This window comes from Mesorhizobium sp. LNHC232B00 (genome assembly GCF_000502435.1).
Taxonomy (GTDB): Bacteria; Pseudomonadota; Alphaproteobacteria; order Rhizobiales; family Rhizobiaceae; genus Mesorhizobium; species Mesorhizobium opportunistum.
The window spans coordinates 92,608-106,347 of sequence record NZ_AYWP01000003.1 but is presented as its reverse complement, the minus strand read 5'-3'; the positions used below and the strand labels follow the sequence as shown (position 1 = coordinate 106,347).

Here is a 13,740-nt window from a genome sequence, read left to right as displayed (position 1 = left end):
AGCAGAAGGAAGGCACGAGCGCGGATGTATGAGCCTCCCCAGTTCCAGGAAATGCGGCCGGATGTCCTGCACGGACTGATCCGGGCGCATCCGCTCGGCATGCTGATCTCGAACGGGCCGGACGGCCCGGTCGCCAACGCCATTCCGTTCCTGCTTGATGCCCCCTCTGAGCTTAGTGAAAGCCTGCCGCCGAACGGAAGGCTGCGCGCGCATCTGGCCAGGGCCAACCCGCAATGGCGCCTCATCGCAGACAATCCGGCGTCGCCCGTGCTGATCGTCTTCCAGGGCACCGATGCCTATGTGACGCCGTCCTGGTACGAGACCAAGCGCGAGACCGGCAAGGTGGTGCCGACCTGGAACTACGCCATCGTGCAGGTGCGCGGCACCGTCAAGGTGATGGATGACCAGGACTGGCTGGCACGGCAGATCGCCGATCTGACCGCCTCCCAGGAAGCCGTTCGCGAGGCGCCATGGGCGGTGACGGACGCGCCGGCGNGGCAGATCGCCGATCTGACCGCCTCCCAGGAAGCCGTTCGCGAGGCGCCATGGGCGGTGACGGACGCGCCGGCGCCTTTCATCCAGTCGCAGATCAAAGGCATCATTGGGCTGGAGATCGAGATCGGCGAGATCCACGGCAAGTGGAAGGTGAGCCAGAACCGTCCCGTCGCCGATCGCGTCGGCGTCGCGCAGGGACTGGAAAGCGAAGTCGCCGATTCGTCCGACATGGTTCGCCTGGTAAAGTCCTACGGCGGCCTGGGCGGCAATTGATCCGGCAGCGATCTATGGTTCCGATGCAATCAGCCGGAACGATGCTTTGCGGACCGGCAGGCCCGCGGCTGCCGGGCGGAAAATGAAACCCAGCCTGGCAAAGACCAGCCCGCATGCGAGCGCGAAGGCGCAGCCGAGGCCGAAGCCGGCAACGGTGTCGCTCGGATAGTGCGCGCCGACGAAGACCCTGGTCGAGGCGATGCAGGCCGTGACCACAAGGGCGACGGTCCAGCGTCGTGGAAACAACAGCAGAAGAACGCCGAACACGGCACCCATCGTCGTGGCATGGCCGGATGGAAAACCGGCGAAGCGCGCATCGAAGGCAAAAGGATGCAGGGCCAGGACACCAAAATCCTGGAAGTAGAGCGGGCGGGCGCGGCCGATCGCGTATTTCAGGACATTGACCAGCAAGCCGGAAAGGCCAACCGAACTCAGCACCAGGAATGCCAGGCAGGTCCAGTTGTAGACAAGCATCAACGATCGCCGTGAAAGGCTTCGCCAATCGATCAGATTGGCCGCGACGAGCAAGAGCGCCGATGGGATCAGATACCAGCCGCCGAGAGCGAACTGGGTCATGAACTCGGCAAACCTTGCCCCCGACCATTGGCCATGAGCAATCCCTGCCGGTGTGTCGAGGCGAACAAAGGCGGCCGCCGTCAGCAACACCCAAACCACGACCCAAACCGGCCATGCGACGTTGGGGTAACGCGCTGGACGAACGGCAAAGCGCCTTCTCACGATCCGCAACGTGTCGCGAAAATTGTCGAGGGAGCGGCGTCTCACCGCAACAAGCCTGGCGAAAACGGAAGGGCGCGTTTTCACGAGCATTGGGAATTCGACCCTGTCATGGACCAGCCGTCATGGCGCCACACGATAGAGGCCGAGCGACAGTTTGTCTCCCGACGAATAGTTGAGGCCATCGACCTCGGCGACGCGGTTCACGGATTTGCCTTGCACAGACAGCATGCCGTTCAGTTTCTGCTCGTCCTCGGTCGGCGCCAGTCCCAGTGCGCAGGCGGGATCGGCAAGCAAATGTTCCGCCACGCCGCCGACATCGGTCAGCACCGTTTTGGTGCCTACCAGGAACACCAGGCTCGGTTCCTGATACCGAGCCGAAGCCAGCACCGTCGTGTCGCAAGGCTTGTTGGCGTTGACCGCCGCCTCGATGGCCGGGCTCAGCCAGATCGGCTTGAGCGACGGCGCGATGACGCCAAACAGCAAGCCATAGGTGATGCCCGCACAGGCGGCGATGGCACCGATGCGGGGCAGCGGCACCTGCAACTGTCGCGAAAAAGCGAGGTAGCCGGCGCCGAGCGCCGCCGCCGCGGCCGGGATGCTCCACCATGAGAATGTGTGCGTGAGATAGATCGGCGCGCCCACGCAGACCGCCGCAAGACCGAGGCTGACCACGACCAGGCCAAATGCCGTCGACCACCATAACCAGGTCTGCCAGCGTTTGAGCGGCGCATTGGCATCCTCGGGCTGCAAGGTCAAAAGCCAGCCGATCAACAGCGCCATGCCGGGATAGGCCGGCAGGACATAGTGCGGCAGCTTGGTCGGGATCAACTCGAAGACCAGCCAGAACGGGATGTACCAGGCGAGGCAGAAGCGCAGTCTGGGGTCGTCGCGCAACCGGTTGAGGGCTTGCAACCCGGCGCCAACCGCGATCAGGCCGAACGGCCACATGAACAGCGAATAGGTCAGCATATAGAAGCCCGGCGGCAGGCCGTGCGATTCCTCGCCCGACGCGACCTTGCCGAGCATGTCCTTGCCGACGGCCTGCTGCAGGAAGGCGCCATGGCTTTTCCAGGTGATCGCGGCGAGCCAGGGCAGCGCAATCACCACGACAAGCAACAGGCCGCGCCCGATCCTGAGCTTCGACAGCCAGCGCCCATCGCGCTCGAAGGCAAACAGCACCGCGATGGTCAGCGCCGAAAGCAGCGGCGCGATCGGCCCCTTGATGAGGATCGCAGCCCCTTGCGCGATCCAGAAAATCCACCAGAGATGGCCGGCGACCGGTTCGTTGCGGCGCGATGCCAGGTAGATCTGCGCCAGCGCGCCTTGCGCGGCCACGCAGCAGGCCAAAAGCATCGCGTCGGTCTTGGCATCGCGCCCCTCGAAGGCGGTGGCGAAGATCGCGGCCATCACCAGGCCGGCGACGACACCGGCATTCGCTCCGAAAAGATTGGTTCCCGTCCAGGCGATCGCCAGCACCGCAATGGCGATGCCGAGCGCCGACACCGTGCGGTAAACCCAGATCGGGGCTTCAGCGCCCTTGCCGCTCAGCGTCACGGCTGCCGATTGCAGCCAGTAGATGCCGACGGGCTTCTGATAGCGCGAGGCCTCCTGGAAGCGGATGTCGACATAGTCGCCGCTCTCCGCCATCTGCTTGGTCGCCTGGACGAAGCGCGACTCGTCGCGGTCGATCGGCGGCAGGGATGCCAGCCCCGAGGCCGTCATCATCAGGCTGAACAGGAAGAGAAGGATGTAGTTCCTGTTCAACGCCATTTTTGAGCCTCTCCGATCATGTTGTTCACGTGCACGGGGCTGCTCAATCGACCTTGGTCATCGCCGCCTTGCGCTCATTGGCGATCAGCCAGAGATTTCTGATGTAGATGAACAGGCCCATGGCCTGGCCGGCGATGAACACCGGATCCTGGCGCTGGATGGCATAGATCAGAAGCAGGCCGCCGCCGAACAGCGAGAAGAACCAGAATGCCACCGGCACGACGCTGCGCTTGGCCTTTTCCGAGGCGAGCCACTGCACGACGAAACGCATGGTGAAGAAGAACTGCGCGACGAAGCCGAGCAGGATCCACGCATCGAATTGCTTGATGAAGACCTGGTGAAGCCAGGTGCCCAATTCCTGAAGCACGTTAAACACGCTTGATTTCCTCTATCTTTGGCATTCTGCGGCGCCTGCGGCGCAGCCACCAGACGCCACCGAGATCGAGCGCGCCCTGCAGGCCGCGATCGAAAATGCCGTAATTCGACTTGCCGTGCCGGCGCGAACGGTCGACCACGTCGCAGTGCACGACACGGTACCCCTCCTGGATGACCAGGGCCGGCACGAAGCGATGCGTGCCGTCGAAGAACGGCAGTTTGCGCAGGATGTCGGTATGAACAGCCTTCAGGCCACAGCCGGTATCGCGCGTCTCGTCATGCAGGATGGCGTTCCTCAGCCAATTGGCGAAACGTGACGCCAATTGCTTGACCTTGCTGTCGCGGCGCTTGAGGCGCTGCCCCTGTGCGGCGCCGAAATCGGGGCCGGCCTGCAGCAAGGCGTCGACCAGCACGGGAATGTATTGCGGATCGTTCTGGCCATCGCCATCGATCGTGGCGACGATGCCTCCGCGCGCCGCCCAGGCGCCCGAACGCACCGAAAGGCTCTGGCCGGCGGATTTCCGGTGCCGCAATTCCCGCACCGGGAACGGGCGAAGAGCTGCCTGTTCGGCAAGAACAGCCGCAGTGTCGTCGGTCGAGCCATCATTGACGATGATCAGTTCGAAGTCGCGCCCTACCATCGCCGCCTCGATCTCGTCGATCAGCAACGGCAGGTTTGCCGCCTCGTTCCGGCAGGGAATGACAATGGATATCAATGCGTCCGGCATGTCGCGTCGGGGCTCTGTCGTCGGATATGGCATGTTTTGAATGCCGTACGGTGCCGCTCGAGGTCGTGGGCTGCAAGAACCTTGTGGCGCGGCGCCTCATTACGCCAGCCGAAACGATGAAGCAAGCATGACGGACATCATCCATGCGTGCCACAAAACCGCATCCACCCCCTGCTGATCGCACCCCTTTGGTTGGCGGGCAATCCGACGCAAGATCGGAAACCACTTTTGCTGATCGCGCTTGGATGCTAAACGCGCCCGTTCACATACGGCCGCGCCGGACGGGCGGACGCTTTCGGGAAAGAAACCATGCCTGCCTTCAAATCCGACTTCCTGCGCACGATGAGCGAGCGCGGTTTCATCCATCAGACTTCGGATGATGCCGGCCTCGACAATCTCTTCGCCACGGAAACGGTGACGGCCTATATCGGCTTCGACGCCACCGCCAAGAGCCTTCACGCCGGCTCGCTGATCCAGATCATGATGCTGCACTGGCTGCAGCAGACCGGCCATCGGCCGATCGCGCTGATGGGCGGCGGCACCTCGATGATCGGCGATCCTTCCTTCAAGGACGAGGCGCGCAAGCTTCTGACCCCGCAGGACATCGACGACAATCTCGTCGGCATCCGTCGCAATTTCATGCCTTACCTCAAATTCGGCAGTGGCCCGAACGACGCCGTCATGGTCAACAACGCCGACTGGCTGATGAAGATCAACTACGTCAATTTCCTGCGCGATGTCGGTCGTCACTTTTCAGTCAACCGCATGCTGGCGTTCGATTCCGTCAAGCTGCGGCTCGACCGCGAGCAGTCGCTGTCCTTCCTCGAATTCAACTACATGATCCTGCAGGCCTACGACTTCGTCGAACTTTACAAGCGGCTCGGCTGCCGGCTGCAGATGGGCGGATCCGACCAGTGGGGCAACATCATCAACGGCATCGACCTCGGTCGTCGCATGGAGGACGCGCAGCTTTATGCGCTGACCACGCCGCTGCTCACCACCTCGTCAGGCGCCAAGATGGGCAAATCCGCCTCGGGCGCGGTCTGGCTCGATGCCAGCATGCTCTCGCCTTACGAGTTCTGGCAGTATTGGCGCAACACCGAGGACGCCGATGTCGGCCGGTTCCTGAAACTCTACACGACGCTGCCGTTGGACGAGGTCGCGCGCCTCGAGCGGCTCGGCGGATCCGAGATCAACGACGCCAAGAAGGTGCTCGCCACGGAGATCACCGCATTGCTGCATGGTCGCGCTGCCGCGGAACAGGCCAGCGACACGGCACGCAAGACGTTCGAGGAAGGCGCGCTCGCCGAATCGCTGCCGACCGTCGAGGTTGAGAACGCCAAGCTCGAAGCCGGCGTCGGGATCCTGTCGCTGCTGGTGACCGCCGGGCTAGCGGCGTCGAACGGCGAAGCGCGGCGGCATGTGCAAGGCGGCGCGGTGCGGCTGAACGACCAGCCTGTCAGCGACGAGCGCCGGCTGGTGACGCTTCAGGATCTGAGTCCGGAAAACGTCGTAAAGCTTTCACTCGGCAGGAAAAAACATATTCTGGTGCGGCCTATCTAAGGCCGCTTCACCGGTATTCGAAGATCGACCTGAATATCCCCGGCGCGATCACCGAGAGCGGATTGACGTCGAGCACCGGCTTGTTGGCATTGCCCCTGAGCCTGTAGGTCACGCCGATGAGGCCCCTGTCGCGGCCATTGCCGAGAAGCGCACCGACGATCGGCAGCTCGCCGAAGATGCGGTTGAGGCCGTAGACCGGCATGAAGGTGCCGGTCATGTCCATGTTGTTGTTCTGGTCGTACAGGATGCCCTGGAAGGTCGTGCCGATGCGCGGCCCCCGCAGCACGCCGTTGGCCAGCTTCAGATAGCCGCTGCCTTTCTCGATCTCGGCATAGCCGCGCTCGAACTTGACCCGCGACGTGTCGAGCTTGCCCTTGACCGCCTGGTCGAGGCTACGGCTGTCGCCGGCCGGGGTGGTCGAGACGATGGAGGCGAGCTTCGGTTCGTTGACGACGAAGAAATTGCTGGTGTCGACCTTGCCCTTCATCGGCCCGTCGCTGGCTCCCGACAGGGCCAGCATGATCGACCCGCCTTCCATGTGCTCGTAGACGTTCAGGAACCTCAATATGGCGCCGGCGTCCGCGGACTGCACGTTGAGCGCGCGCTGGCCGCCACCGGTGGTGTTGCTGATGGTGATGGCGGCGCCAGAACTTGCCGTCGCAGTGACCTTCAGGCCGTTCACCCGCGAGCCGGCCGCGCTGTAGTCGAGCTTCAGGTTGGACAGTTGCTCGTCGTGGAAACCGGTGAGCCGGTCGACGTCGGCGCTCACCGAAATGGCGTCGGCGCCAGTGGTCTTGGTGGCGGTGTCGACGTCCGAGGTGAACTGCTTGATCAGCGAGCGGGCATCCAGGGCGTTGCCGCTGACGTTGACAGCATAGCCCTTGCCCGATCGCCTGACGGACACCGCCACGTCATCGCCTCGGTTCAGGGTAACCTTGCTGAACTTTGCCGACGACAGGGCGCCGTTGAGCAGGACAACGTTACCGTCGATGGAGAAGGTCTTGCCGTCGAGCTCAAAGTCGGACAGCGTCGTGGTCTCGCCCGACTTTGTCATGACGAATGTGGCGGTGGCGGGAACCCCTGCCCCCTTGCTCCAGCCGGCCCAGGGAATGTCCAGCCTGGCATTGGTCAGGTCGGCCGAGACGTTCTGATTGCCGCTGCCGCTCTTGTCGATCGCGACCTTCACCGTGCCGGCAAGCAGCGGCGTCAGGCCGGGCATGGCGGCGGCACGGATCTTGTCGTCGAGCACCAGGGCGACCTTGCGGCTGCGCGCCGGCCCATCATCGGCCAGCGGCTCGACGAGGTCGAGTTCGGCCGGAATACCGTTCAGCGATGCCTTGGCCGAGATCACCGCCTTTTCGGGATCGACCGTGATCGAGCCGTCGGCATCCGTCACGGTCTGCCCTTCGAACGGCTTGGCCAATGAAAGGCTGGTGTAGTCGAGCGATACGAGCCAGTCGAGTTTGGAGCTGTCGATGCCGGACTGCAGCGGGATATCGGCCTTGACATGGCCGGTGACGCTGCCGGACAGGTCATCCGGCAGAAAGCCGACATGGCGCATGGCATTGATCGGTTCGTAGGAGGCCAGTTCGGCGACGGCCGCCGCGTCGCCGGCAACGTCAATATCGAGCGCGCCGATGACCGGCGGGCGGTTCGCCGCCTTTACTGCCAGCGTGCCGTTGATGGCCGCCACGGTGCGGCCGCTGGGCATGAAGACGGTGCCCGAGGACAGGGAGACGTCGACGTCATTGCCATGGAAGGCGACGACACCGACCGCATCACGTATCGGCGGAATGCGGCCGGCCGTGTCGAAACGCGTCCCGTCGATCTGGAAGCGGCCGAACACTTCGTCGGCGGAAAGCGGCACACCGTTGCCGAGGCGATCGGGCACCACCTGGAACTGGAGATTGCCGTCGACGACGCGGCCTCCGAACAGATTGCTCAGCACCCAGAGCCGCGCATTGCGCGCTGAAAACCACGGCCAGAGCTGCTTGACGTGGGAGACCAGCATGTTGTGAATGTTGAAGGCGAGGTTGATCCCGGGCGCCTTGCCTTCGACGAACTCGACGGCGGCGGTCCCCAGCACTTCGCCACTGGTATCGGAACGAAGCGCGATCTGCTCGGCCACTAATTTGTGGCTTTTGGTCTGGTACACGCCGGCTATTCGCGCAAGGAAGCTCAACGCGGGCTCGGGTGACTCCGATGGCGCCAGCGACGAACCGTCGCTGGTCAGATCGTAGCGGTAGGCGGGTTCCTCGCCGGCCGCTCCCGACGCCGGCTTCGGCCCGATAGAGCCGGCGAAATCGAATGTCGACCGGCCGGTCTTGAACAGCATCCTGTCCACCTGGATCTTGTTGCTGCCGGCGACAAGCGTCGCATCGACCGCGACGTCCGCCGGCAGCAATCCACGTGTGCCGAGATCGAGCACCGACCCGGTCGACGACACCGCGGCCGTCAGTTGCGACGCATTCGTGCCGGCACCTTCCGATCCCTTCAGCTTCAACGCGACGGCGCCCAGCTTCCCGGCGCCGGCCGTGGTGTCGGCTGCAGCCGCCAGATCGATGCTCGCTTCCAGCGCCGTCACGCGATGTGCCGCGACATCGCGTGTGGCAGAAGCGGCAACCTTGATCGTCCTGCCGTCGACATCGGCCTGTGACGAAAACTCCATGCCGCCCGGCCCCGACTGAACGACGGTGGCGTCGGCGATCTTGACCAGTTTGATCGATCCGGTATCGGGCAGCACGAATTCGACATTGCTGAGATCGATCCGGCGCATCGAATCTTCCCGCACGGCGTCGAGGGCGCGATGGATGTTGCCGAACACCGCGTCCGACAGTTTCTCGGGATCGACGAGGCCGTCCTCATTGCGCAGCGCGGCGGTCCAGTCGCCGCCGGAGGGCATCGCCGCCATGACGATGCGCGCATCGGAAATCCTGGCGCTGGTCAGCCGCACCTCACCCCACAGCAGCGGCACAAGGCGGACGCCGAAGCGCACACGCCCGGCGTCAGCCATGGGTTTGCCGTCGTTCGTCTTCAGGCTGACGTCGCTGACCTGGAGCGCAACGAAACTCGAACTGTCGAGTGTGATGCGAGCAGGCCCGACCGCGACATGGACATCGACGCCGGCGAGTTTCTCGATAGCAGTTTCCGCCTCGACGCGCAGCCGGTCTGCCCCAATGCCGGAAAGACCGACGAGATAGACAGCCGTCGCGACCAGCAGCATGAGCGCGACCATGCCGGCGAACACGCGCGAAAGGATGCGAAAGCCACGTCCAATCCGGGCCTGGCCAAGCGGCGGCACCCGGCACGCGGACGGCAAGGTCCCCAGGTCGGCGATCTCATCGCGCCTGAACCTGATCTTCTCGTGCTGCGGTTGCTCCTGATCCACGCAATCTTCCGTTGTACAAACTCGCTCGTGGACGAATCCCCGGTCGACACTATATCGGTGTGGCTTCGCGCGTAACCTCAAACAAGGGCATCGGTATGGCTGACCTCGTCGTGGGCGATCTTGCGCCGCAATTCGACCTGCCGCGAGACGGCGGCGGCTCGATCAGCCTTGCCGCATCCCTCGGCAAGCCCGTGGTGCTCTATTTCTATCCGCAGGACGACACAACAAGCTGCACGCAAGAGGCGATCAGCTTTTCACAGCTCAAGCCGGAATTCGAGAAGGCCGGCGCCATGGTGATCGGCCTGTCGCCTGACCCCGTCAAGAAGCACGACAAGTTCAAGTCGAAATACAGCCTCACCGTCGACCTCGCCGCCGACGAGGAGCGCAAGGTGATCGATGCCTACCATCTGTGGGTCGAGAAATCGATGTATGGCCGCAAGTACATGGGCGTCGAGCGCGCCACGTTCCTGATTGGGCGCGATGGCCGGATCGCCAGGATTTGGCGCAAGGTCCGGGTGAAGGGCCATGCCGAGGAAGTTCTTGAGGCGGTCCGCGCGCTCTGAGCGCCACGAAGGCCGACGGCGACATAGCCTTCATGTCGGCGCACGAAAATCCGGCTGATGCCGAAATCGAGCGTGCTTATTCTTCAGCTGTTTCCGCCTTCGGCTGCTGTCGCGCCCGCCAGGATTTCGAAACATGGTTCAGATGATCGGCCAGCGCGGCGAGGCGACCGCGCAAGCCGCGCGCGCCGATCACCGATGACAGCCTGACCGATTGCGTGGCGAAGCGCCGCTTGAAATCCTCGCCGCCGCAGAGGAAATCAATTTTGCCAAGGCCACGGTCGAGCGACCATTGGATATAGTCCACCATCAGCACCATACCCGGCGAGGCGCGCTCGTATTCGGGATCGTAGGTGGTGACGAAAGCCATCATGGTGCCGTGCTGTTCGAAATTGATCGAGACGGCGACGATCGTATCGTCGAGCTCCAAGACGAAAATACGCAACAGCCCGAGCTCGGCCAGCACCGACACAAGGGCGGCGAGAACGGGCGAGCCTTCATCGAACAGGTCCGAAACGCGGCCGTGCCGCACCAGCCACAGCCGCTTCAGCGCCGCGACCCGAGCGAGCACCGGCTCGAGCGGTTCGCCGGCATCCATCAGGCGAAAACGCAAAGCGCCGCCTTCTTCCATGAACTTGCGGCCGCGACGGTAGTTCTGCCGGGCCTTTTTGGACAGCGTCTCGAACCAGTCCGCGCCACGCGGCCAGGAGCCCTCGACACGGTAGCTGATTTCGCAGCGGTGTTGCGCCGAAGCGCCTTGCCTTGGTGCGAGGCCGGATCCAGCAGGGCACGGAAACCAGCATCCGGCAGCAGACGATTGAGATAGATGAGGTCGAAGCCGCCCTGGTCGAGAACATACTGCCAGAGCCGGGAGAGTTGTTGCGGGTCGCCGCCGGGGGCAAACAGCGCGTCGCCGTAGTCGCTGTGATCCTTCGCCGCCCATTCGAGAATGCGGATGCCGGAGCGCTTGAAGGTGGCGAGCGCTATCACGCCTTCGAGCCGGTCGCCGTTCCAGGCCAGCCCGATCCTGAGCGTGCGCCGCTCCTGATGGGGGGTGGTGCGCCACCAGGCCGCGATCCAGGCCGGATGCTGGAAGACAAGCCCGCCGGCTCGCTGCCAAAGCGCAGTCCAGGCCGGGGCGATCTCGTCCAAACGCGCCGCCGATGTCACGACTTCGAAGACGAAGCTCCGCGGGATCGTAGGTGCCATGGGAGCGTTCACGGCTGAGCCCTTTGCGATGCCCGCGTTGTCTCCGGCTTTCCGGGACGGACGCGCCGCGCGATATGCCTCCACATTCGCTTCAGCGGCATGACATAGAGGCCGGCAAGCGACTGGTAGTCGCGCACATCGCGATCGACCAGGCCGAACTTGAAATCCTCTTCGGGCTTCGGCACGCACAATGTTCCGAAGAGCCGATCCCAGAACGAGAAGAGCAGCCCGAAATTCTTGTCGTAGTGGCGCGGGTCGGTGCTGTGATGCAGCTGGTGCCAATGAGGACACAGGATCAAATTGTTGAGCGGGCCGAACGAGATCTTGAAATGCGTATGCCTGACGAAATCCATCATCAGGATGTTGCGCATGACGTAGACGTTGATGCCAAAGACCGTCAGTTCGACAAGGTTCAGCGAAATCAGCGACCAGATGCCGAAGCAGATGCCCACCACGATACCGTCCCAGGCGCGGTTCATCAGTTCGTCGAGCGGGTGGACCCGATCCTTGGTGATACCGACCATCACTTCGGCCGAGTGATGCACTTTGTGCAGTTCCCAGAGCACCGGATAGCGATGCTGGGCGACGTGATAGAGATAATAGGAAATGTCGTAGGCGAGCAGCATGGTGATGGTGAAGATCAGCACCGTTACCGGGCCCGCCGGCCCCTCGATCAGCGGCGGCTGGAACTGGAACAGTGTCGAGAACAGCCTGTTGGTCCCGTAGCCCACCGCCGTGACGAAGACAATTCCGGCGGGCAGCATCAGGAAGGGCATCAGGGCCTTCTTCGTCACCCAGAACAGCAGGTCGGCTCTCGCCGAGGGATGGGTGATGACCTCATGCGGGATGGCGAACTCGAAAAACTCCTTCCAGCTCTTCTGCTCGACCGTGCGCCAATAGGCCACGAGCGCGCTGACCAAGGCGGTCAGCAGCAGAAGCCCGGTCGCCAGCAGACTGGTGCCGGAGAGCTTGTCGAGGACCTTGCCAACCAGATCGCTCAGCATCCCTTGGACCGCCATCTTCAATAGATTCCCAAACCCATCACGCCTTTAGCCGGAAACCGTCAAGTAAATGCAATCAAAGAGAGTTAAGGATTCTTGACCTTAATCGGCGAGTGACCCGCTCTTCTGGTTGAAACATGGTGCGCGGCACGGTGCACGATGGCCGCTCCCTTGGCAGTTTTGATGCAACCCACTGCCCTCGCCGCGTGTATTCGTTGCCGTGCGATCGATCCGGCAAGCCTTTGTTAACCCTAATAATGTGTAATCAAGCCGTCGTGTGTCGTAAACGAAAGCTTGGTCCCGTGAACGCAACCGGTCAGTCCGCAGTCTTCGGCAGGCGCAAGGAACCCCACACGGTCATCATTGCCCGGGGTAACGAGATCAGGCACTTCACGATCCGACCCTGGCTCGCGGCATTCATCGGTTCAGCACTCGCCGCCATTGCCGTCGGCTACCTGCTGGCCACGTCCTATCTGGTGCTGCGCGATGACCTGATCGGCGCCACCACCGCGCGCCAGGCGCGCATGCAGCAGGCTTACGAGGACCGTATTTCGGCGCTGCGCGCCCAGGTCGACCGCATCACCAGCCGCCAGCTGCTCGATCAGCAATTGATGGAGACCAAGGTCAGCGAGCTGCTTGACCGGCAGACGCAGCTCAGCCAGCGTCACGGCCGCCTCGGCCCGTTGCTCGAACGCGCCGAGAATGACGTCGGAACGGTGCCAGGCGAGGCCCCGGCAGCAGCCGCGAAGCCTGACAAATCCGCCGAGGTGACCGGCAGCATCAGCCAGCCGGCGCAGAATTACGCGGTCGCCAGCCTGAGCGCGGACCTGGGGGCCGCGGACACCAGGCCGTTCTCGTTGTGGTCGACCCGCTCCGATCCGTTGCCAAACGATTCAGCCGCCGATCGCGCCGACAAATTGTTCGTCTCGATCAACCAGTCGCTGAAATCGATCGAGACCGAACAGCTCACCCGCATCAGCGCGCTTGCCGACAACGCTTACAAGAGCGCCGACGCGATCACCCAGGCGCTGCAAGCGGCCGGACTGCCGGTCGACAGCGATTTCGGCAAGGACCAGAGCGATGTCGGCGGACCGCTGATCCCGCTCGACAGCTCGATGATGTTCGACAGCAAGGTCAAGGAACTGGACGAAGCCCTGGATGCGCTCGACCATCTCAAGAAGGAAGCGCGGCAGCTGCCGCTGTCCAACCCCGCACCCGGCCACTCCGTCACCAGCCCGTTCGGCGTTCGCACCGACCCCCTCCTCGGCACCGCCGCGCTGCATTCGGGCATGGATTTCAGGGCGCCGATCGGCATGGCGGCAAAGGTCACGGCGCCCGGCGTCGTCACCAAGGCCGGGTGGAACGGCGGCTATGGCCGCATGGTGGAAGTCGACCACGGCAACGGCTTTGCGACCCGCTACGGGCATCTCAGCGAAATCGACGTGACCGTCGGCGAGAAGGTCGATGCCGGCGCCGTCCTCGGCAAGACCGGCAGCAGCGGCCGCTCGACCGGCCCGCATCTGCACTACGAAGTGCGCCACAATGGCGAAGCGATCGATCCGCTACGCTTTCTCACCGTCGGCAAGAAGGTCGCGCAGTTTCTCTGAGGTGCCGGGCGCCTATCGGCGGGCTGATACGCC

12 protein-coding genes are annotated in these 13,740 nt (G+C 63.4%); 4 read left to right on the top strand and 8 right to left on the bottom strand.

Translation table 11 applies throughout. The features are described 5' to 3' along the window. Positions 1 to 24 precede the first annotated feature (24 nt). Positions 25 to 768 (top strand): FMN-binding negative transcriptional regulator, encoded by a 744-nt coding sequence (locus tag X743_RS163815; protein ID WP_023764148.1) that lies wholly within the window; start codon positions 25 to 27, stop codon positions 766 to 768. A gap of 12 nt (positions 769 to 780) precedes the next feature. Here the strand turns inward: X743_RS163815 and X743_RS163820 are convergent, their stop codons facing one another. The 4 genes from X743_RS163820 to X743_RS163835 all read right to left on the bottom strand — a co-directional run bounded on the left by X743_RS163820 (position 781) and on the right by X743_RS163835 (position 4,379). Then, positions 781 to 1,551 carry a phosphatase PAP2 family protein gene (locus X743_RS163820; protein WP_245264158.1) on the bottom strand — a complete coding sequence of 257 codons (771 nt, stop codon included), beginning with the start codon at positions 1,549 to 1,551 and terminating at the stop codon, positions 781 to 783. Positions 1,552 to 1,626: 75 nt separating this feature from the next. After that, positions 1,627 to 3,276, bottom strand: a complete 1,650-nt coding sequence (locus X743_RS163825; protein ID WP_031257452.1) for a glycosyltransferase family 39 protein — start codon at positions 3,274 to 3,276, stop codon at positions 1,627 to 1,629. A 43-nt stretch (positions 3,277 to 3,319) separates the two neighbouring features. Further along, positions 3,320 to 3,652, bottom strand: a complete 333-nt coding sequence (locus X743_RS163830) for a lipid-A-disaccharide synthase N-terminal domain-containing protein (RefSeq protein ID WP_023764145.1) — start codon at positions 3,650 to 3,652, stop codon at positions 3,320 to 3,322. Beyond that, positions 3,645 to 4,379 carry a glycosyltransferase family 2 protein gene (locus X743_RS163835; protein ID WP_031257451.1) on the bottom strand — a complete coding sequence of 245 codons (735 nt, stop codon included), beginning with the start codon at positions 4,377 to 4,379 and terminating at the stop codon, positions 3,645 to 3,647. The genes X743_RS163830 and X743_RS163835 overlap by 8 nt, the downstream gene beginning before the upstream one ends. A gap of 309 nt (positions 4,380 to 4,688) precedes the next feature. On the opposite strand from X743_RS163835, the gene tyrS reads away from it, so the two are divergent. After that, positions 4,689 to 5,942 carry a tyrosine--tRNA ligase gene (gene tyrS, locus X743_RS163840; protein WP_023764143.1) on the top strand — a complete coding sequence of 418 codons (1,254 nt, stop codon included), beginning with the start codon at positions 4,689 to 4,691 and terminating at the stop codon, positions 5,940 to 5,942. A 7-nt stretch (positions 5,943 to 5,949) separates the two neighbouring features. On the opposite strand, the gene X743_RS163845 is transcribed toward tyrS, so the two are convergent. Then, a complete protein-coding gene (locus tag X743_RS163845) occupies positions 5,950 to 9,330 on the bottom strand; it encodes a DUF3971 domain-containing protein (protein WP_023764142.1) in 3,381 nt (1,126 codons plus the stop codon). A 95-nt stretch (positions 9,331 to 9,425) separates the two neighbouring features. Here X743_RS163845 and X743_RS163850 point away from each other — a divergent pair, with 95 nt between their 5' ends. After that, positions 9,426 to 9,893 carry a peroxiredoxin gene (locus X743_RS163850; protein ID WP_023764141.1) on the top strand — a complete coding sequence of 156 codons (468 nt, stop codon included), beginning with the start codon at positions 9,426 to 9,428 and terminating at the stop codon, positions 9,891 to 9,893. 76 nt (positions 9,894 to 9,969) lie between these two features. On the opposite strand, the gene X743_RS1000000173220 is transcribed toward X743_RS163850, so the two are convergent. The 3 genes from X743_RS1000000173220 to X743_RS163855 are packed head-to-tail and all read right to left on the bottom strand — an operon-like array spanning position 9,970 to position 12,103. Next, a complete protein-coding gene (locus X743_RS1000000173220) occupies positions 9,970 to 10,503 on the bottom strand; it encodes a GNAT family N-acetyltransferase (protein ID WP_245264157.1) in 534 nt (177 codons plus the stop codon). Beyond that, entirely contained in the window at positions 10,488 to 11,099 is a 612-nt protein-coding gene (locus tag X743_RS1000000173215; protein WP_245264156.1) for a hypothetical protein, read from the bottom strand. The genes X743_RS1000000173220 and X743_RS1000000173215 overlap by 16 nt, the downstream gene beginning before the upstream one ends. Positions 11,100 to 11,107: 8 nt before the next feature. Beyond that, positions 11,108 to 12,103 (bottom strand): sterol desaturase family protein, encoded by a 996-nt coding sequence (locus X743_RS163855; RefSeq protein ID WP_023764140.1) that lies wholly within the window; start codon positions 12,101 to 12,103, stop codon positions 11,108 to 11,110. 299 nt (positions 12,104 to 12,402) lie between these two features. Between X743_RS163855 and X743_RS163860 the strand changes: the two genes are divergently transcribed. Continuing rightward, on the top strand, positions 12,403 to 13,707 hold the full coding sequence (locus X743_RS163860) for a M23 family metallopeptidase (RefSeq protein WP_023764139.1): 1,305 nt from the start codon (positions 12,403 to 12,405) through the stop codon (positions 13,705 to 13,707). The last annotated feature ends 33 nt before the right edge of the window (positions 13,708 to 13,740 follow it).